General features: G+C 71.9%; 15 protein-coding genes. 10 read left to right on the forward strand and 5 right to left on the reverse strand.

Features of this window, described 5'->3' with window-relative positions:
* Positions 1–126 precede the first annotated feature (126 nt).
* Positions 127–966: a DUF2797 domain-containing protein gene (locus tag ACFW5B_RS25990; protein WP_386444349.1), complete on the forward strand. Its 840-nt coding sequence runs from the start codon at positions 127–129 to the stop codon at positions 964–966.
* Positions 967–1164: 198 nt separating this feature from the next.
* Positions 1165–2040: an amidohydrolase family protein gene (locus tag ACFW5B_RS25995; RefSeq protein ID WP_386444179.1), complete on the forward strand. Its 876-nt coding sequence runs from the start codon at positions 1165–1167 to the stop codon at positions 2038–2040.
* Between the two features lie 37 nt (positions 2041–2077).
* On the opposite strand, the gene ACFW5B_RS26000 is transcribed toward ACFW5B_RS25995, so the two are convergent.
* A complete protein-coding gene (locus ACFW5B_RS26000) occupies positions 2078–2689 on the reverse strand; it encodes an NADPH-dependent FMN reductase (protein WP_386444182.1) in 612 nt (203 codons plus the stop codon).
* A 494-nt stretch (positions 2690–3183) separates the two neighbouring features.
* Between ACFW5B_RS26000 and ACFW5B_RS26005 the strand changes: the two genes are divergently transcribed.
* From ACFW5B_RS26005 to ACFW5B_RS26035, 7 genes are all read left to right on the forward strand, one after another.
* Positions 3184–3975 carry a response regulator transcription factor gene (locus ACFW5B_RS26005; protein ID WP_386444185.1) on the forward strand — a complete coding sequence of 264 codons (792 nt, stop codon included), beginning with the start codon at positions 3184–3186 and terminating at the stop codon, positions 3973–3975.
* 201 nt (positions 3976–4176) lie between these two features.
* The gene (locus ACFW5B_RS26010) at positions 4177–5628 is read left to right on the forward strand and encodes a sensor histidine kinase (protein ID WP_386444352.1); all 1452 of its coding nucleotides are present in this window, start codon (positions 4177–4179) and stop codon (positions 5626–5628) included.
* Between the two features lie 255 nt (positions 5629–5883).
* Positions 5884–7293 carry a glycosyltransferase gene (locus tag ACFW5B_RS26015; RefSeq protein WP_386444187.1) on the forward strand — a complete coding sequence of 470 codons (1410 nt, stop codon included), beginning with the start codon at positions 5884–5886 and terminating at the stop codon, positions 7291–7293.
* Positions 7290–9521: an ArnT family glycosyltransferase gene (locus tag ACFW5B_RS26020; RefSeq protein ID WP_386444190.1), complete on the forward strand. Its 2232-nt coding sequence runs from the start codon at positions 7290–7292 to the stop codon at positions 9519–9521. The genes ACFW5B_RS26015 and ACFW5B_RS26020 overlap by 4 nt, the downstream gene beginning before the upstream one ends.
* A gap of 799 nt (positions 9522–10320) precedes the next feature.
* Positions 10321–11376, forward strand: a complete 1056-nt coding sequence (locus ACFW5B_RS26025) for an RICIN domain-containing protein (RefSeq protein WP_386444193.1) — start codon at positions 10321–10323, stop codon at positions 11374–11376.
* Positions 11377–11475: 99 nt separating this feature from the next.
* Positions 11476–13113, forward strand: a complete 1638-nt coding sequence (locus ACFW5B_RS26030) for an MFS transporter (RefSeq protein ID WP_386444195.1) — start codon at positions 11476–11478, stop codon at positions 13111–13113.
* A gap of 191 nt (positions 13114–13304) precedes the next feature.
* Positions 13305–14075, forward strand: a complete 771-nt coding sequence (locus ACFW5B_RS26035; protein ID WP_386444198.1) for a TetR/AcrR family transcriptional regulator — start codon at positions 13305–13307, stop codon at positions 14073–14075.
* Between the two features lie 34 nt (positions 14076–14109).
* On the opposite strand, the gene ACFW5B_RS26040 is transcribed toward ACFW5B_RS26035, so the two are convergent.
* The 3 genes from ACFW5B_RS26040 to ACFW5B_RS26050 form a co-directional block, all read right to left on the reverse strand.
* Positions 14110–14952, reverse strand: a complete 843-nt coding sequence (locus ACFW5B_RS26040; RefSeq protein ID WP_386444201.1) for a YceI family protein — start codon at positions 14950–14952, stop codon at positions 14110–14112.
* 242 nt (positions 14953–15194) lie between these two features.
* Positions 15195–17795, reverse strand: a complete 2601-nt coding sequence (locus ACFW5B_RS26045) for an MFS transporter (protein WP_386444204.1) — start codon at positions 17793–17795, stop codon at positions 15195–15197.
* 11 nt (positions 17796–17806) lie between these two features.
* Positions 17807–18277 carry a MarR family winged helix-turn-helix transcriptional regulator gene (locus ACFW5B_RS26050; protein WP_386444207.1) on the reverse strand — a complete coding sequence of 157 codons (471 nt, stop codon included), beginning with the start codon at positions 18275–18277 and terminating at the stop codon, positions 17807–17809.
* 203 nt (positions 18278–18480) lie between these two features.
* Here ACFW5B_RS26050 and ACFW5B_RS26055 point away from each other — a divergent pair, with 203 nt between their 5' ends.
* Positions 18481–18699 (forward strand): hypothetical protein, encoded by a 219-nt coding sequence (locus tag ACFW5B_RS26055; RefSeq protein WP_386444210.1) that lies wholly within the window; start codon positions 18481–18483, stop codon positions 18697–18699.
* 170 nt (positions 18700–18869) lie between these two features.
* Here the strand turns inward: ACFW5B_RS26055 and ACFW5B_RS26060 are convergent, their stop codons facing one another.
* Positions 18870–20012, reverse strand: coding sequence for a hypothetical protein (locus tag ACFW5B_RS26060; protein WP_386444213.1), 1143 nt, complete (start codon positions 20010–20012; stop codon positions 18870–18872).
* Between the last annotated feature and the right edge of the window lie 142 nt (positions 20013–20154).

The raw sequence follows: 20154 nt of genomic DNA on the forward strand, positions 1-20154 counted from the left end.
TCGTACGCTGGCGGTGTGTGGCGATGTACGGGACCGCGCTGGTCGGGCGGTGGGCCGGGGCCGGAGCCGGAGGGGCGGTTCGGGCAGCGGCTCGGCTGGTACTGCGCCGAGCGGGGCGAGGAGCGGGTGAGCCCGCTCCCCGCGGGCAAACGTCTGGCCTTCGCCGCGCGGGGCGAACGGCTCTGCCTGGGGGTGCGGCGGGCCGGCCGCTGGATCGTGTGCCCTTACGGGACGGTGCTCGACGGGGCGAGTGCCAAGGACCAGTGCGGGCGGTGTGCCCAGTTGGACCGGTCGCGTTCGGTGGCGGCGGACACCATGGCCGACGATCCGCGTCCGTACGCCGTCTATCTCGCGTACTTCGGCCCCGGTCTGCTCAAGGTGGGGATCACGGCCGCCGAGCGCGGTCCGGCCCGGCTGGTGGAGCAGGGGGCGGTGGCGTACGCCTGGCTGGGGCGGGGGCCCTTGATGGCGGCGCGGCGGGCGGAGGCGCTGTTGGGGAGCGCGCTGGCGGTGCCCGACCGGTTCGCGAAGGCGGCCAAGCGGGCGGCGCGCGGGGCGCTGCCGCCGTTCCCGGACCGGGCCGCGGAGCTGGCCCAACTACACGGTGCGGCCAGGGGGCTGGCGGGCTGGCCGGAGACGCTGGAGCCGGTGGAGTTCGCCTGCGCCGACCATACGGAGCTGTTCGGGCTCGACCGGATTCCGGCTGAGGTGGCGGAGCTGGGCGGGATGACGCCCGGGGCGGAGATCGTGGGAGAGGTGCTGACCGGGGTGGGGGCGGATGTGTATCTGCGGTTGGTGGGGGCTGAGGCCGGGGATGTGGTTGCGGTGATGGATGCGCGGCTGTTGTCGGGGTGGGTGCTGGGGGCCGCTTCGGGGCGGGTGACGACGGTGCCGGTGCGGGCCGCGGCGCACGGGGTGCGAGAACGGGGGCGGGAGGGGACCGCAGGCCAGGAAGGATTGTTCTGAGGGGGTGGGGGCGTTGAGATGCTGGGGCAGGTAGTTGCTGCAGGCAGGTAGAGGGTGAGGGATGGGTTCCGGGGGCCGGTGGCTCGGGGTGCGGGATGGGGCCGGGGACCGGGTGGTGGAGGCAGGCCGTGCGGGCCGGGCGTCCTCGTCGGGGCCGTGGGCGAGTCGTAGCGGGCGAGAGGTGAGGAGGGGCCCGGGGTGCCTGATGGTGATGAGCGGGTTGGCGCGTTCTGGCGGGAGCTGGGGCTGCCGGGGCTGATCGATGTCCATACGCACTTCATGCCCGAGCGGGTGATGGCGAAGGTCTGGGCGTACTTCGACGCGGCCGGGCCGCTGGTGGGCCGGGAGTGGCCGATCGCGTACCGGTTCGTGGAGGAGGAGCGGCTGGCGGTGCTGCGCGGCTTCGGCGTACGGGCCTTCACCTCGATGATCTATCCGCACAAGCCGGGGATGGCGCAGTGGCTGAACGGCTGGGCCGCCGACTTCGCGTCCCGTACGCCCGACTGTCTGCGGACCGCGACGTTCTTCCCGGAGGACGGCGCCGCGGAGTATGTGCGTGCCGAACTGGCCGACGGGGCACGGATCTTCAAGGCGCATGTGCAGGTGGGCCGGTACGACCCGGCCGATGCGCTGCTCGACCCCGTGTGGGGTGCGCTCGCCGAGGCCGGGGTGCCGGTGGTCACCCACTGCGGCTCGGGCCCGGTGCCGGGGAAGCACACCGGGCCCGAACCGATCGCACGGCTGCTGGCCCGCCACCCCCGGCTGCGGCTGATCGTCGCCCATATGGGGATGCCGGAGTACGCCGACTTCCTGGACCTCGCGCAGCGCTATCCGGGCGTGCACCTCGACACGACCATGGCGTTCACGGACTTCGCCGAGCGGAGCGCGCCGTTCCCGCGGGCGGAGCGCGGCCGGCTCAGGGACCTCGGTGAACGGGTGCTGTTCGGCAGCGACTTCCCCAACATCCCCTACGGGTACGCCCACGCGCTGGACGTGCTCGCCGGGCTGGAGTTGGGGGAGGACTGGCTGCGCGGGGTCTGTTACGGGAACGCGGCGCGGTTGTTCGGCGGGTGAGTGGGGTGTGGGGGGAGGGCCGGGCGGGCGAACTCTTTCATGGAGTCGTGAGCCCGGTGGCTGCTGCAGATGCGCCTGGGCCTGCGCCTGCGGCTGCGCCTGCGCCTGCGCCTGTGACTGGGGCTGCGGCGTCGGCGAGTTGCGCCAGGGCCGCGTCCAGGTCGGCGAGGGTGGCCTCGTCCTTCACGCGGTCCGTAGTGGGGTCGACCTTCGGGCCGATGGCGGTGATTTCGCGGCAGGCCGCCGTCACGACCTCGCCCGTCATCATCCGCAGGACCTCGCGGAGCTGGGCGTTGGCGTGGGCGCCGCCGGTGGGGAACGGCGACGCGGTGATCACCGCGACCGGCTTGCTGACGCATTCGCCGCTGCTGACCAGCCAGTCGAGGGCGTTCTTGAGGACGCCGGGGACGCCGTGCGCGTACTCGGGGCTGACGACGAGCAGGGCGTCGGCGGCTGCGACGGCGGTGCGCAGGGCGGCGACGGGGGCGGGAGGGCTGTCCATCTCGCCGTCCAGATCGGGGTTGAAGTGCGGGAGCGCGCCGATGTCCGCGGTGGCGGCCGGGCCGTCCCAGAAGGTGAGCGCGGAACGCAGCACCGCACCGTTGGAGGAGCGCGCACGCAGACTGCCGGAGAGGGCGAGGAGTCTCATGGGGCGACGGTACGCGGTACGGAGCGGGGCGGGGTGGGACGTGCGCGTGTGCGGGGCGGTGGGTGCGCGGCGGTCCGTGCAGAAGAAGCGCTGGTCAGGGCGATTGTCAGTGGTAGGTGCGATGCTTAAGGAGTGGTGATCGGCCTGGACCGCGCGGGGGGCGGCCCAGGTCGGTCCAGGGCCCGTCGGACGGGGCGGGCCGGCTCGGATTGCGGCGAAGTACGGCGCGTGGGCGGCCGGTTCGGGGATGCCGGTATGGGCAGCCAGGCGTTTGGGCCGGGCGTTTGGAGGGCTGCCGTTGGCTCTGCTGCCGACGGCCGGCGGCCATGCAGGTCGTTGGTGGCCGGGCGGAGGTGGGCAGGGAGCGGAGTGGGGCGGGGTGGGTTGGGGCGGGGCCCCGGGGGAGGGTAGGGGAGAGAGAAGCATGGGGGATTCTCAGGAGATTCACAGAAAGGCGCAAGGGAGCTCTCACGGGGCACGGTGAGGCTCCGGGCATGACCGTGACTTCCTCGTCCTCAGCGTCGATTCGTGTGCCGGCTCCGGCGTCGTCCTCCAGGGGCGCGCCGGGGAAGCAGCCGGAGCTGTTGCGGCCCGACGGCAGCCCCGTGCGGGTGCTGGTCGTGGACGACGAGTCCTCGCTCGCCGATCTGCTGTCGCTCGCGCTGCGCTACGAGGGCTGGGACATCCGCACGGAGGGGGACGGTGCCGGTGCGCTGCGCTGTGCCCGTAGCTGGCGGCCGGATGCGGTGCTGCTCGATGTGATGCTGCCGGACATGGACGGGCTGACCGTGCTCGGGCGTTTGCGGCGCGAACTGCCCGATGTGCCGGTGCTGTTCCTGACCGCCAAGGACGCGGTCGAGGACCGGATCGCCGGTCTGACGGCGGGCGGCGACGACTACGTCACCAAGCCGTTCAGCCTGGAGGAGGTGGTGGCCCGGCTGCGTGGGCTGCTGCGCCGGGCCGGGGCGGCCGCCGCGCGGAGCGAGTCGCGGCTGAGGGTGGGCGATCTGGTGCTCGACGAGGACAGCCACGAGGTGTGGCGGGACGGTCAGGAGATCCACCTGACGGCCACCGAGTTCGAGCTGCTGCGTTATCTGATGCGCAATCCGCGGCGGGTGCTGAGCAAGACCCAGATCCTCGACCGGGTCTGGAGCTATGACTTCGGCGGCCAGGCCAATGTCGTGGAGCTGTACATCTCGTATCTGCGGCGGAAGATCGACGTGGGGCGGGCGCCGATGATTCACACCCGCCGGGGTGCGGGCTATCTGATCAAGCCGGGCGGGTAGCGGACCGTGAGCGGGAAGTCCGTCAGAGGGGCGGAGCGTCCCGAGCAGTCCGAAAGTTCCGGTCGTGCCGAAGGTTCCGGGCAGTCCGGCCCACCGAGCCCATCTGAGCGGCCCACCCCGCTCACCCCGCCCCTTCCCGACGCCCCACCCACCTCACCCCAAGCCCCCCGCCGCCGTTGGTCCCTCCGGACGCGGCTCGTGGTGTCGGCGGTGGTGCTGATCGCGGTCGTGGGGGCCGTGATCGGGGCGGTGACGACGATTGCGCTGCACTCCTACATGCAGGGGGAGTTGGACCGGCGGTTGTGGGATTCCGTGATCCGCGCGCAGATTCTGCGCCCTCGTGGACCGATGCCTCCACAGGGCGGCCCCCTGAGCGGCCTGGAGTTCGTGGCGATGGGAGGTCAGCCGCTCGGGTCGGTGGGCGCGCGGATCGGGCCCGGCGGGGCGGTCGAGCAAGGGGCGAAGCTGGACAACGCGACCGGCCGGCTGCCCGAGGACCGGCTGGGGAAGCTGACCCGCAGGCAGGTCGCGGCGCTGAACTCGATGCCGCGGGACGGCCGTGCGCACACCGCCGAGCTTCCCGGACTCGGCGACTACCGGGTGGCGTCCGCCAAGGACGGCTCCTTGGTGCTCGGCATGCCGCTCACCGACGTGCAGAAGACGGTCGGCAGGCTCGTGCTCATCGAGGCCTGTGTGACGGCCGCCGGGCTGGCCGCGGCCGGGCTCGCGGGATCGGCCATGGTCGGGATCGCGCTCCGGCCGCTGCGCCGGGTCGCCGCGACCGCCACCCGGGTCTCCGAACTCCCGCTCCACCAGGGCGAGGTGGCGCTGCACGTCCGGGTGCCGGCGTCCGAGGCGGACGGGCGTACGGAAGTGGGGCAGGTCGGTGCGGCGCTGAACCGGATGCTGGGGCATGTCGGTTCGGCGCTCGCGGCCCGTCAGGAGAGCGAGACGCGGGTGCGCCGGTTCGTCGCCGACGCCAGCCATGAGCTGCGTACGCCGCTCGCGTCGATCCGGGGCTACGCCGAGCTGACGCGGCGCGGGCGGGAGCAGCCGGGGCCGGAGACCCGGCACGCCCTCGGGCGGATCGAGTCGGAGGCCGAGCGGATGACCGGGCTGGTGGAGGACCTGCTGCTGCTCGCCCGGCTGGACTCCGGGCGCCCGCTCGCGTGCGCGCGCACCGATCTGTCCCCGCTGGTGGTCGACGCGGTGAGCGATGCGCAGGTGGCCGGGCCCGGCCACCGGTGGCGGCTGGAGCTGCCCGAGGAGCCGGTGACGGTGTACGGGGATGCCGGACGGCTGCACCAGATCCTGGTGAATCTGCTGGCCAATGCCCGTACGCACACCCCGGAGGGGACCACGGTGACCGCCCGGGTGCGGGCCGTCGCGGGCGCTGCCGCCGGGCGCGACGGTGGCGTTCAGCTGGAGGTGCAGGATGACGGGCCGGGTATTCCCGAGGAGCTGCTCCCGCATGTCTTCGAGCGCTTCGCCCGGGGAGATGCCTCGCGTTCGCGGGCCGCCGGGAGCACGGGGCTCGGCCTCGCCATCGTGCAGGCGGTGGTGGCCGCGCACGGTGGCACGGTCCGGGTCGGGAGCGCCCCCGGGCGGACGGTCTTCACGGTGACGCTGCCGACGGCGGATCCTGCGGCATAGCGGGGGCACTTCGGCGTAGGGGTAGCCCCTTCGGCTAGCGGGGCGCGGCGGGGCGGGAGGCACCGGCCACAGCCCCGACCGCGCCCTCCGCCCCCCTGCGCTCGCCCGAGTCGTCCCCGCCCTCCGCCCCCTGCACGTCGCCCGAGTCGTCCCCACCCCCGCAAAACCCCAGGTCACCCCGCCCTCCTGCCGCCTCACAGTCCCGCCACAGGCTCAGCACACCGTCGTGACAGCGGGGTTGGCGAGCGTCGTCGTATGACGACGACACAGCCGCCCCGCACCCCGCTGGGCTCTCTGCCACCGCGTGAGCATCTACCGCTCGGGCAGATCGCGACCGTCCTCGATGTGGTGATCCCCGTCCACAACGAGGAGCGCGACCTCGAACCCTGTGTGCGGCGGCTGCGCGAGCACCTCGCCCGCACCTTCCCGTACGGCTTCCGGATCACCATCGCCGACAACGCGAGCACGGACCGTACGCCGGACGTCGCCGCGCGGCTCGACGACGCGCTCGACGAGGTCACCGCGGTGCGGCTGGAGGAGAAGGGGCGCGGGCGGGCGCTGCGTGCCGTGTGGTCGCTGTCCGAGGCGCCGGTGCTGGCCTATATGGACGTCGATCTGTCCACCGACCTCAACGCGCTGCTGCCGCTGGTGGCACCGCTGATCTCCGGGCACTCGGACCTGGCGATCGGCTCCCGGCTCAGCCGTGGTGCACGGGTGGTGCGGGGGCCGAAGCGGGAGTTCATCTCGCGGACGTACAACCTCATCCTGCGGGGTTCGCTCGCGGCGCGGTTCTCCGATGCGCAGTGCGGGTTCAAGGCCATCCGCGGTGAGGTCGCCGCGCGGCTGCTGCCGATGGTCGAGGACACCGGGTGGTTCTTCGACACCGAGCTGCTGGTGCTCGCGGAGCGGGCGGGGCTGCGGATTCACGAGGTGCCGGTGGACTGGGTCGACGATCCGCACAGCACCGTGCAGCTGGTGCGGACGGCCGCCGACGACCTCAAGGGCGTGTGGCGGGTGGGGCGTGCGCTGGCGACCGGCGGGCTGCCGCTGGAGCGGCTGGCCCGGCCGTTCGGGGACGATCCGCGGGACCGTGAACTGGCCGGTGTGCCCGGCGGGCTGGCGCGTCAGCTGGTCGGCTTCTGCGCCGTCGGCGGGCTGAGCACCCTGCTCTACCTCGCTCTCTTCTCCCTCTTCCGTCTCGGGACGGGGGCCCAACTGGCCAACGCCGCCGCGCTGTTGGTGTCGGCTCTGGCCAATACGGCCGCCAACCGGCGGCTGACCTTCGGGGTGCGGGGCCGGCACCGGGCGGTCCGCCATCAGGCACAGGGGCTGGTGGTCTTCGCCATCGGACTGGTGTTGACCAGCGGTTCGCTCGCCGCCCTCGGGGCGGCCGGCGGCACCGCCTCGCACGGCGCCGAACTCGCGGTGCTGGTGGCCGCCAACCTCGCGGCGACGGTGCTGCGGTTCCTGCTCTTCCGCGCCTGGGTCTTCCCGGACCGCGAGCGACGGGACGTCCCTGCCGACCTCAGCGGTCCCGTCTCCCCTGCCGACCCCCGCGGCCCCACCCACCCTGCCGGTTCCGCCGACACCACCGGCCCCGCCGACTCCGCCACCCCGCACCACCCTTCGTGCGACCGGAACGACGTCCCCAGGAGCACTCGATGACCCCGCAGACCGGACCGGGCACACCGGCTCCCCAGCACGGACCCGGCACACCCCCGGCCCCGTCACCGTCGCCGCCCCCGTCACCCTCCGCCCCGCCGGCGAGCGGCGACCCGTCGTCCGCGGCGCGCTGGGAGCGGCCCGCATTGGTGGCGTTGTTGCTGGTCACGGTGGTGCTCTACCTCTGGAGTCTGTCGGCCTCCGGGTATGCCAACCAGTTCTACTCGGCCGCCGTACAGGCCGGCAGCGAGAGCTGGAAGGCCTTCTTCTTCGGTTCCTCCGACGCGGCGAACTCCATCACCGTCGACAAGCCGCCGGCCGCGCTGTGGCCGATGGCGCTGTCCGTACGGCTCTTCGGGCTCAGCTCCTGGGCGGTCCTGGTGCCCGAGGCGCTGATGGGCGTGGCGGCGGTCGGTGTGCTCCACGGGGCCGTACGACGGCGGTTCGGCGCGGGCGCGGGGCTGCTCGCGGGCGCGGCGCTGGCGGTGACGCCGGTCGCGGCGCTGATGTTCCGGTTCAACAACCCCGATGCGCTGCTGTGCCTGCTGATGGTCTGCGCGGTCGCCTGCGTACTGCGTGCCCTGGAAGCCGGCCGGACGAAGTGGCTGGTGCTGGCCGGCGTCTGCTTCGGGCTCGGGTTTCTCACCAAGACGCTGCAGGCGTGGCTGATCCTGCCGCCGCTCGCCGTCGTCTACGCCTGCTGCGCCCCGGTCGCGCTGCGCCGGCGGTTCGGTCAGCTGCTGCTCGCCGGGCTGGCGCTCGTGCTGTCCGGCGGCTGGTGGGTGGCGCTCGTCGAGCTGTGGCCGGCCGCCTCGCGTCCGTACATCGGCGGCTCCCAGCACAACAGCTTTCTGGAGCTGACCTTCGGCTACAACGGCTTCGGGCGGATCACCGGCAACGAGACCGGCAGCGTCGGGGGCGGCGGCCGTGCCGGTGGCGGCGGGGGCCGCTGGGGGGAGACCGGGATCACCCGGCTGTTCTCGGCCGACATGGGCGGGCAGATCTCGTGGCTGCTGCCCGCGGCGCTGATCCTGCTGGTCGCGGCGGTGGCGGTGCTGTGGCGGGCGCGGCGGGCGGTCGCCGCCGAACAGGCCGCCCAGCGGGCGGAGTTCCTGGTCTGGGGCGGCGCGCTGCTGATGACCTTCACGACCTTCAGCTTCATGTCCGGGATCTTCCACCAGTACTACAACATCGCGCTGGCCCCGTACGTAGCGGCGCTCGTCGGGATGGGCGCGGCGCTGTTGTGGCGGCGCGGCGGACGGCTCGCCGCGTACGTCCTGGCCGGGACGGTCGTGGTGACCGCCGGATGGTCGTTCGTGCTGCTGAACCGGTCGCCGGAATGGCTGCCGTGGCTCCGCTGGACGGTGGCGGCGCTCGGCCTGCCGGCGGCGGTGGGGCTGGTGTGGGCGGTACGGGGCGGAGCGTCCGGGGCGCAGGGAGCGCCCGCATCGGACGGCGGGCCGGTAGCGACGGGCAGCGCCCCGGTACGGGCGGGCCGGCGGCTCGCGGTGCTCGCGGGCGGGCTCGGGGTGGTGACGGCGCTGGCCGGTCCGCTGGCGTACACGCTCAATACGGTCAACACGGCGAAGGGCGGCTCCATCGTCACGGCAGGCCCCTCGGTGCGGGGCGCTATGGGCGGCCCCGGCGGCGGATTCCCGGGCGGCAGGATGCCGGGCCGCAACGGCGGGGCACCGGGCGGCGTACCGGCCCCCGGCCAGGGCGGCGGCCGTGCCACCGGCCAGGCCCTCCCGCCGGGAGCGCACGCCCAAGGCCGCGCCTCCGCCGGCGGTATGCAGGGCATGCAGGGCAAGCGCGGCTCGGGTGCCATGCGCGGCATGGCCGGACTCCTCAACGGCGCCGAGGTCAGCGACCGGGCCAAGGCGCTGCTGGAGAAGGACGCAGGCGACTACACCTGGACCGCCGCGGCCGTCGGCTCCCAGACTGCCGCGAGCTACCAACTGGCCACGGAAAAGCCGGTGATGGCGATCGGCGGCTTCAACGGGAGCGATCCGTCGCCGACCCTGGACCGGTTCAAGAGGTACGTAGCGGAAGGGAAGATCCACTACTTCATCGGCAGCGGAGGGAGCGGAGGTCCCGGAGGTCCCGGCGCCCCCGGCAGCTCCGGTGACGGCCGGCGGCCCGCCTCGCAGATCGACTCCTGGGTGAAGGAGAATTTCACCAAGGTCACGGTCGGTGGAGCCACCTTCTACGACCTGACACAGCACAGGTGACACGACCACCCACCCACGCTCTCACGACGAAGAGCCGCCACCACCGGCCCGGCACGGGGACGCCGTCCCCCAACCCGCAGGCCGGCCGGGCGGGCCCGGTCGTCCGGTCCCCGCGCAGAAAGGCGAGCCAGCCGTCGACCCACAGCGCCCTGGCGCGGGCGGGGCCCGTTCCTGCACGCTGTGGATGCTCGGGCTCCAGCGCTGGCTGGACGGGAGCGCCGATGAGGCGATCGCGCTGCTCCAGGACGGGCTGCGGGGCGAGGGCCCACACCACAATCTCCTGGCCACCGCCCAGTGCCTGGAGCGGCTTCAGCACCCGGACCCAGGTCGCCGTCTGGGCCGTCGCGCAGGGCGCTACGCCACCCTGACCGTTCCGGCGGGCGGCGCGGGCCGGGCAACACGTACCCGGAAACAGGTAATTCTCCGCTGTTCGCAGGAGGGCCCGGACGGAGATCGTGGTGCGCGGTCGCCGGGTCGGGGCGGTGAGCCACCCGGTCCGCCGGGCGGCTCACCCGGTCCGCCGGCGCCGTCCCGCGCACGGTGGCGCGTTCCGCTGCGCGCGTGGAGGAGCAAGAGGCGTGGTGCCGGTCGGGTGCCACCCTCACCACGACCTGCAGGAAGAAGTGGGGCACCGGAAATGACTGCACGATGGGCCGGGAGATCCGGCCGTCTGTGTGCGCGCTGGGGTACGGCGTTGGGGATCGCCTTGACGATGTGCCTCGGGCTCATCGTCACACCGTTCGGGACCGGGGAGGCGCGGGCGGCCGGCGGCCCGGACTGCAGCCAGCCCCTCCAGTGCGTGACGATCTACAGCAAGCTGGAGTCGCCCAACTGGCGCGTGCTGGACGTCGGACGCGGCTGGGGCGGCGACGGCGCCGCGAACTGGGGTCACCTCAATGTCTGGCCGAAGGGCGACCCGCCCGGCGGCAACGAGAAGTTCCAGCTGCGGGACACCGGCGACGGCAGTTTCCAGATGGTGGTCAACGACGGCGGCAAGTGCATCGCCCGGGACGACGGCCACTACATCAACTGGGCGGCCGAGGCCGACTGCGCGAGCGTCGACTCCCAGAAGTGGTATCTCCAGCCGACGCCCTACGACGGGTTCATGATCCGCTCGGTCGAGGACGACTCCTGCCTGAACGCCCAGGGCGGGTACAGCGGGCAGAACTTCGTCTACCACTCGAACCACGTGGGGACCTACTCCTGCAGCAACGGCGACCAGGCCTCGTTCTTCAGCATCCACGACCCGGCCGCCGGGGACGCGCGGGAGACCCCGGCCATGTACAGCCTCGCGGCGACCTACGCGATGACCAAGTGCGACGAGGACCAGTCGTACTGCAAGTGGGAGATCACCGACCGCTCCGAGCCCACGTACGGCACCCCGATCTGCCGCGGTCACACCGACAAGAACGAGACCGGCGGTGACCTGACGAAGGAGCTGACCCGGACCGAGACCAGCATCGAGTCCACCACGACCGGATCGGCCATCCAGGACACCTCCGAAGTGGGCGTCACCCTGACCCTCGGTGTGAAGGACGTCTTCTCGGCGCAGGTGGGCGCGAAGTTCACCCACTCCTGGCAGAGCAACTACGCCCGCACCACCGGTACCCAGAAGACCTGGACGGAGAAGGTGGCCGTCACCGTTCCCGCGGGCCAGTACGGCTGGGTGGAGGAGCAGCCCAAGGTCCAGGACGTGACCGGGCACTTCACCTTCGACCTGAACGGCTGGGGCCAGTGGACCTACGGCGCCGACAGCAGCAACCCGGCCGTGGCCAAGATCGCCCTCGGCGGTGGCGACGAGGGGAACGGGCTGTGGGTCAGCAAGACCGGCACCGAGCTGCCGGACTACTGCTGACCGGCGGCACTCCCGGCCCGGCCACAAATGAAATGTACGGCGTATAGCACTCCCTGTACGGTGTAAAGCATTCGCATATACACCGTACAGGGAGCCCGTATGACCCCCGTGGCCTCCGACGCCACCACCACACTTCAGCCGCCGGGCCGGACCGCCGCCCGCTGGCTGATCCTGGCCGTCATCTGCCTCGCCCAGCTGACGGTCATCCTCGACAACACCGTCCTCAACGTCGCCATCCCCTCGCTCACCGAGAACCTCGGCGCGAGCACCGCCGACGTCCAGTGGATGATCAACGCCTATTCGCTGGTCCAGTCCGGTCTGCTGCTCACCGCGGGCAACTCCGCCGACCGCTACGGCCGCAAGAAGATGCTCGCCGTCGGCCTGGTGCTCTTCGGCGTCGCCTCGCTCGGCGCGGCGCTCGCCCAGTCGCCCGGCCAGCTGATCGCCGCCCGCGCCGGGATGGGCGTCGGCGGCGCGCTGCTGGTGACCACCACCCTCGCCGTCGTCATGCAGATCTTCGACGACGACGAGCGCCCCAAGGCCATCGGGATCTGGAGCTCGGTCAACTCGCTCGGGTTCGCGGCCGGGCCGCTGATCGGCGGGGCGCTGCTCGACCACTTCTGGTGGGGCTCGCTGTTCCTGGTCAACCTGCCGGTCGCCGTCATGGCGCTGGCGGCCGTCATCGCCCTCGTGCCCGAGTCCAGCAGCCGCGGCGGCGAACTCCCCCAAGCTCTCAACGGCGTTCGAGCAGGGGGGACCCCCATCCAAGCTCGCAACGGCGTTCGAGCAGGGGGGACCCCCATTGACCTCCTGGGCGCCCTGCTCTCCATGACCGGCATGGTGGGCGTGGTCTTCGCGATCATCTCCGGGCCGGTCACCGGCTGGCTGTCCGGCCGGGTGCTGGTCTCCGCCGCCATCGGCCTGGCCGGCCTCGCCGCCTTCGCGCTCTGGGAGCTGCGCGTCCCGTATCCGATGCTGGACATGCACTTCTTCCGCAACCGCCGGTTCATCGGCGCGGTCGCCGGCGGCATCCTCGTCGCCTTCGGGATGGGCGGCTCGATGTTCCTGCTCACCCAGCATCTGCAACTGGTCCTCGGCTACGGCCCGCTGGACGCCGGGCTGCGGATGGCGCCGCTCGCCGTCACCGTCATCCTGATCAACTTCACCGGTCTGGGCGCGCGGCTGCTGCCCCGGCTCGGCACCCCCGGAATGATCGTCTCCGGGATGTCGCTGCTCGCGGCCGGCCTCGCCGCCATCTCGCTGCTCGGCGGCGACAGCTACAGCGGCATGCTGACCGGCCTGATCGTGATGGGCGTCGGTGTCGCGCTCGCCATGCCGGCGATGGCCAACGCCGTCATGTCCGCGATCCCGCCCGCCAAGGCCGGAGTGGGCGCGGGCGTCAACGGCACGCTGATGGAGTGCGGCCAGGGCCTCGGCGTCGCCGTCCTCGGCGCGGTCCTCAACTCCCGTTTCGTCGCGCTGCTGCCGCTGGCCGCCGCCGGTGCCGGTTCGCTGCCCGCGGCGCTCGCCCGGACCCGTACGGAGGCCGAACGCCGCGCCGTCCACGACGCCTTCGCCGCCGGGATCGGCACCAGCCAGCTGGTCGGCGCGGCCGCGGTGTTCCTCGGCGGACTGGTCGCCGCCGTCCTGCTGCGCCGGGCGGAGCGCGCCGGCCGGGACACCGGGGCGCCTGCCACGCCCGCCGGTGCGGAGCCGTCGTCCGCCCCGGCGGAATAGCATCGGCGGGTACTTGATCGTGAACGGCGCGTACCGGCGGCACGTATGACACCGCGTACGTGCCGTGCACCGATCACGACAGCGCATACCGACCACGACACCCGCATCACCGACCACGACACCGCACACCGCGTACGACACCGACGACGAGACCCGGGACCTCGCAGACCCCCGGGGCAAGGAGGGGCGCCATGGCAGCGACGGACGGCGGCGCCGGGAAGCGGACGAACAGCGTCTGGCTGACCGAACGCCCCCCGCCCAAGCGGAAGGCGGACCAGCCGGCCGGACTCGGCCTCGACAAGATCGTCGCGGCGACGGTCCGGCTGCTGGACGCCGAGGGCCTGGCGAAGTTCTCCATGCGCCGGCTCGCGGCCGAGCTCGGCGTCACCGCGATGTCCGTCTACTGGTACGTCGACACCAAGGACGACCTGCTGGAACTGGCCCTGGACCACGTCATGGGCGAGATGCGGCTGCCGGACGAGACCGACACCGGCCGGGACTGGCGGGACCATCTGCGCTCCCTGGCCGGCGAATACCGCACCCTGCTGACCGCCCACGCCTGGACCGCCCGGCTGCTGGGCACGTACATCAACATCGGCCCGCACTCGATCGCCTTCTCCAACGCCAGCATGCGGGTGATGAAGGAGAGCGGCCTGTCGCTCCAGCAGATCTCCGGCGGGCTCTCCGCGGTCTTCCAGTTCGTCTACGGCTTCGCCACCATCGAGGGCCTGTTCAACGCCCGGTGCGCGGAGGCGGGGGTCTCCGTCGACGAGTATTTCCAGCAGGTGATGACGTCGGTCCAGGACCGCCCGGAGTTCGCCGAGACGCTGGAGAACACCACCAAGGTCATGGAGGCCCGTGGCGGGGACACCGTGGCGGAGATGCGGGACCGCGATTTCGGCTTCGCCCTCGATCTGCAGATCGCGGGCATCGAAGCGATGCGGGGCCGGGCGGGGGAGTGACACCCGGCCCGGCCGTTCCCGACGGGCCGGGAGGTCATGCCACCGGCAGGCTCTCCCCCTGCACGGCCTGGACGTCCAGCTCGACCCTGAGCGTGGTCCCGATGGCCGCGATACCGGCCGCCACGACCTGGTTGTAGTTCATCTTGAAGTCCTCGCGGCGCAGTTCGGCGGTGGCCCGGAAGGCCGCGCGCACCCCGCCCCACGGGTCGGGACCGGTGCCGAGATAGCTCAGCGCGAGGTCCACCGGCCGTACGACACCGTGCAGTGACAGTTCGCCCTGCACGGTCCAGCGGTCCGGGCCGGCCGGGGCCAGGCCCGAGCTGCGGTAGGTGATCTCCGGGTACTCCTCGACGTTCAGGAAGTCCTCGGAGCGCAGATGGCCGTCGCGCATCCCGTTGCCGGTGTCGATCGAGGCGGCCTTGATGACGGCCTCGACCCGCGACTTCGCCAGGTCCTCGGCGATCTCGATCCGGCCGCTGAACTCGGTGAACCGGCCGTGCACGCTGGAGATCCCCAGGTGCTGGGCGACCGCCGCCACCGTCGAGTGCATCGGGTCGATGGTCCAGGCACCGGGCGGCGGCAGCTCGGCCCCGCCCTGCCGGGCCAGGACCACGGTGCCCACGTCCATCCGGCCGCTTGCCGTCACGATCGCGCTGGCGGCGGCCGGTGCGTAGCCGACGGCCGTCACGATGACCGTGTACGGACCGGCCGGCAGCGGCTCCGCGCTGCGGACGGCGCCCTCGTCGTCCGCGGCGGCCCGCAGTACCTGCCCGCCGGTCATGTCGGTGACGGTCAGTACGGCGTGCTGGACCGCCCAGCCGTCCCGTGTGCGGACCCGCGCCCTCAGTCCCGCAGCTCCCGCGCCCGTCGAAGTCATGGCCTTCTCCCGTTTGTTGCCTGGTGATGTTCCCCGACCAGGGGCCCCCGCCCGGCCGGAGCCGGGCGGGGGAGCCGAGGGCGGGAAGGTGCAGGGCTCCGGACGGCGGCGTGCAGGCCGTCCCCTGCCTGTGCGCAGCGCCGCCGCCGGAGCCCTCGGTCCGGTCCGGGGCGCGCCTCCGCTCAACGCGCGCCCCGGACCGGGGTATTGCTCCCGGGTGAGATCCCCGGGTCCGGGGAGTTTCAGTCCCGGGGATGTGCGAGCTCGACGTCGTGGCCGTCGACCCCGTGCGCATCGACCGCGAGGCCGGTGGCGACGGGCGGGTAGCCGCTCGCGATGACGGTGTAGTCACCGGCGTCCAGGTCGGTGAACGCGTAGGCGCCGTCCTCCCCGGTCGTCGAGGTGGCCACGACATTGCCCGCCGCGTCCACCAGCGTGACCCGGGCGTCGGGCAGCGGCCGGCGCCGCGCACCGGCCCGCACCACGCCCTGCACCCGCGCGCCGGACAGCAGCTCGATCTCGATCCGGGTGGTGCCCTGGACGCCGATCTCGACCGGCAGCGCGGCCGGGCGGTGGTCCGGCGCGTTCACCGCGACGGTGAAGGTGCCGGGCGCCAGCTCGGCGAAGGCGAAGTCGCCCTCGGCGCCGGTCTTTCCGGTGGCCAGCACCTCACCGCGGACGTCGGTGACGACGACCATCGCTCCGTCGACCGGCGCGCCGGTGGCCGCGCTGCGGACCTGGCCACCGAGGCCGCTGGTGCCGCTGAGCAGGATGTCGTAGGCCTGCGGCGCCTCGCCGATGACGACCGTGGACGCCTGCGGCTGGTGGCCGTCGGCCGCGGCGATCAGCACGTACGAACCGGCGCCGGGGGCGTCGAGCGCGTACGAGCCGTTGGCCTGGGCGACCGCGCGGCCCAGCTGCCGTCCGCCGAGCGAGATCAGCGTCACCGCGGAGCGCGGTACCGGGCTGCCCTCCGCGTTGCGGACGAAGCCGTGCACCGCGGGACCGGACGGGGTGCCGTCCCCGCCGCCGGCCGAGGCGTACGCCGCGAGCGGCTGGGTGGCGGTCGCCGCGGCGGGCCGTGCCCAGGAGGGGGTGTGCGCCGCGTCGTCCGGGACCGCCGGGGCGGCGCCCACCAGGGCGGGCTCCCGCTCCTCGGCCTGCGCCGGGATGACGGCTTCCGCCGCGGCGGCCGTCAGGGCCGCCTCCGGGGCGGCCGCGGCCTCCGCGCCCTCCGAGCTCTGGGCCAGTCCGCCACGCGTCTTCAACGCGACCTCCTTGATGAACAGGGTGAAGAGGAAGGCGAGCAGCGCACAGGGCGCCGCGTAGAGGAACACATCGCCGACCCCGTGCCCGTAGGCGCTCTCCATGACGGTGCGCAGCGGCGCCGGGAGGGCGTCCAGGTCGGGGATGCCGCCGCCGCTGTTGCCGGCGGCGTGCGCGGCGGCCTTGGCGGCCTTGGGGCCGAGTTCGGCCAGCCCGTCCTTGACGTAGTCGGTGACGCGGTTGGCGAGGACCGCTCCGAGGGCCGAGACGCCCACCGCACCACCGAGGGAACGGAAGAAGGTCACGACGGACGAGGCGGAGCCGAGGTCCTCCGGGGCCACCTGGTTCTGCGTGGCGAGCACCAGGTTCTGCATCATCATGCCGATGCCCAGGCCCATCAGCGCCATGAAGAGCGCGATGTGCCAGTACTCGGTGTCGTAGCGGATGGTGCCCAGCAGGCCGAGCCCCGCGGTCAGCAGCGCACCGCCGGTGACCAGCCAGGCCTTCCAGCGTCCGGTCCGGGTGATGACCTGGCCCGAGACGGTCGACGAGACGAACAGCCCGCCGATCATCGGAATCGTCATCACGCCGGACATCGTCGGCGACTCGCCGCGCGCCAGCTGGAAGTACTGGCTGAAGAAGACCGTGCCGGTGAACATCGCGACACCGACGAACAGCGAGGCCACCGACGCCAGGGTGATCGTCTTGTTGCGGAACAGCCGCAACGGGATGATCGGCTCCTGAGCCTTGGTCTCCACGAAGACGAAGATCGCCCCGAGCGCCACCGAACCGCCGACCATCGCCGCGGTCTGCCACGACCACCAGTCGTACTCGTCCCCGGCCAGCGTCACCCACACCAGCAGCAGCGAGACCGCCGCGCTGATGAAGAACGCGCCCGCCCAGTCGACCTTGACGCCCTCGCGCTTGACGACCGGCAGCTTCAGCGTCTTCTGCAGCACGACCAGCGCGAGGACGGCGAACGGCACACCCACGTAGAAGCACCAGCGCCAGCCGAGCCAGTCGGTGTCGGTGATGACCCCGCCGAGCAGCGGACCGCCGACGGTGGCGACGGCGAAGGTGGCGCCGAGGTAGCCGCTGTAGCGCCCGCGCTCGCGCGGCGAGATCATCGCGGCCATCACGATCTGGGCCAGGGCGGAGAGCCCGCCCACGCCTATGCCCTGGACCACCCGGCAGGCGATCAGCATCCCGGTGCTCTGCGACAGCCCCGCGACGACCGACCCCGCGACATAGATGATCAGCGCGAACTGCACCAGCAGCTTCTTGCTGAAGAGGTCGGAGAGCTTGCCCCACAGCGGGGTGGTCGCGGTCATCGCCAGCAGCGAGGCGGTGACCACCCAGGTGTAGGCGCTCTGCCCGCCGTCGAGGTCATGAATGATCTCGGGCAGCGCGTTGGACACGATCGTCGACGACAGGATGGCGACGAACATGCCGAGCAGCAGCCCGGACAGCGCCTCCATGATCTGACGGTGCGTCATAGGGGTGTCACCGGAGGCGTGCTGACCGCCTCCGTGCCTGGCGTGGCCGCCCCGCACACCGGCTGGTGTGGTCGTAGCCATGTAGTTCCTTTTCATCCTGCGGGTGTACGGGTGGTGTCGTGATGTGCCCGGGTGCGGCAGTCGCCGAAGCTCGTACGGAGCCTGGCGAGGAGCTCGTTGAGGTGCCCGACGTCGGCGTCGGACCAGTCGTCCAAGTAGCGGGCGAGCGCTGCCGTGTAGCGCTCGGCGAGCTCCGCCAGCAGCGCGGTGCCGCTCGGGGTCAGGCGCAGCAGCCGCGACCGCTTGTCCGCCGGATCGGGCTCCCGCTCGATCCAGCCGCGCTCGGCGACATGGGCGACATGCCGGCTGGTCACCGACATGTCGATCGCCAGCAGCTCGGCGAGCTGACTCATCCGCATCTCACCGTGCCGGTCGAGCAGGGTGAGCACCCCCGCCGAAGCGGGCGGACAGTCCTGGGGCAGCATCCGCCCCATCTCACGCTTGACGGCCCCGATGGCACTGAGCTGTCTCGCCAGCTCCTCGTACCGACTGTGAGCTGCCACCGGCTCCTCCACGCATCCTCACGCATCTTTTGTTGCTTGGGGCAACCATAAGCAATGTTGGTTGCTGAAGGCAAACGATTAGTCCAGGCTTGAAGTGAAGACGGCCAAAAGTCTGGACCGGCCGCTGGTCAATGACCCTCGGGGTGGGCGCGTACGCGCCCCAGGGGTGCCGCTCCGCCCCTGGTTCGCTAGGGTCCTTGCCCATGGCGACCAACCCGCAGAACCAGGCCGGCGGCAACTACGACCCGGCCGGCAGCACGCAGATGTTCCGGGCCTTCGTGGACGAGGGCGGCACCCCGCAGGCCGGCGGCCGCCGCGCCGCGGCCCCCCAGCAGTCCGCCGGCCCCCGCGTGGGCGTCATCATTGGCGTCATCGTCGCGATCCTGGTCGTCGCGGGCGCGGCGTGGCTGGCGCTGGCCTAGACACTTCCTCGTCGTACGGGGCCCGGCATCTGCGATGCCGGGCCCCTCATCCGTGCGGGCCACAGGTCAGGCCATGTGACCGCCCTTACGGCAGAGCCCTCGGTCAGGGCATGGACCTGACCGAGGGTGGCGCCGGGGCGGAGTGTTACTCCGTCGCCGGATGAGGCACCTCAGGTGCCCGGGCAGGAGCCGGGGGGCGGCGGGGCCGGCTCATCCTTGTTCGAATAGCCCTCCGCATAGGTGACGGTGCTGGTGCCCTCGGCGCTCCACTTCATGGGCCCGCTGGAGAAGGTCCAGGTACCTGTCACGTCCCGCTTTTCCATGATCTTCACGACCCACCCGTAGTTTCCGGGCGAGATGGGAAAGTCCCAAGTCGTGCTGCGCAAATCAATATGGCTCCAGGTCTTCTGGTATGACGTGGAAACCGAGGTGCTGACCTTACTGACCACGCCCGCGTCCACTCCGAATTCGGCTCCGACAGTGACGGTGGTCCCGACGCTGTGCTGCCAGCCCTCATTCTCCCCCCGGGTGTAATGACCAGTGGTCTTCTCCGTCTTGCTGGGGTTTTTCCACCACTGGTTCACGCACTCTTCGCCGACGGGCTGCGCATCGCCGTAGGACTTCGCTTCGTAGCTGCAGCTATCGGGGTCGACACCGCACATCTTGAATGCTGCGGACAACGCCTTCTGGTGGAGCCGGCCGGTGAAATCGCTGCGCTGCGCAGCGTCTTCCAGAATGAACTGCTGGCTTGCCCGGCCCGAAGAGCACTCGCCCCTGCCGAGGTCTGGAACGTACTTGTCCTTGCGTATTTCGCCGCCTATCATCTGGTCGTCCATGCACCGGCGCTCGCCGGCGTTCACGATGTAGTAGGCGTTGCCCGCACCGCCCTCGTTCACCGGTACCAGGTACCAGTTCTGGGAGTCTGTCGTGGGATCTGCGGCGTTCTTGTCATGGCAGTCCGTCACCGTAAGCAGGTATCCCTGCTTGTAGCGGGGGACGCCCGAGTCGTTCGTTCGCCACTTGTCGATGCACTGGCCGTCCGTCCCGGACTTGATGTGGAACGTTCCGTCGTCGTTGAAGTCGAATTCGAAGACTTCGGGGGCATCCCAATTCAGAACGGATGTACCCACCGCGTTGACGTACTGGCCCGGCTTCGACGCGCTTTGGACCGATACGGTCGTTGCGGCATCTTCAGCGCGAGCTGTCCCCGTGGCGAGCGGCGACACGACGAAACCAAGCATTGCCGAACAGACCGCCAACAGTGCGGCGGCCGCCCGCGCCCCGGATCTCCGGGGGGTCATCTCATGGGTCATGGTTCCTGCTCCTGTTTCCGTGAGCCGAGCCCTCGGGGCCGGGTCAGTGACCCCGAGCGGCACCCACAGCACGTTCTCCAGGACGAAGGGCCTGGCCGGGCACCGGTTCACCCTGTGGGCCCGGATCGCGGTGGGACTGTCA

Origin of the sequence: Streptomyces sp. NPDC058773 (genome assembly GCF_042746015.1) — a bacterium.
GTDB lineage: Bacteria > Actinomycetota > Actinomycetes > Streptomycetales > Streptomycetaceae > Streptomyces.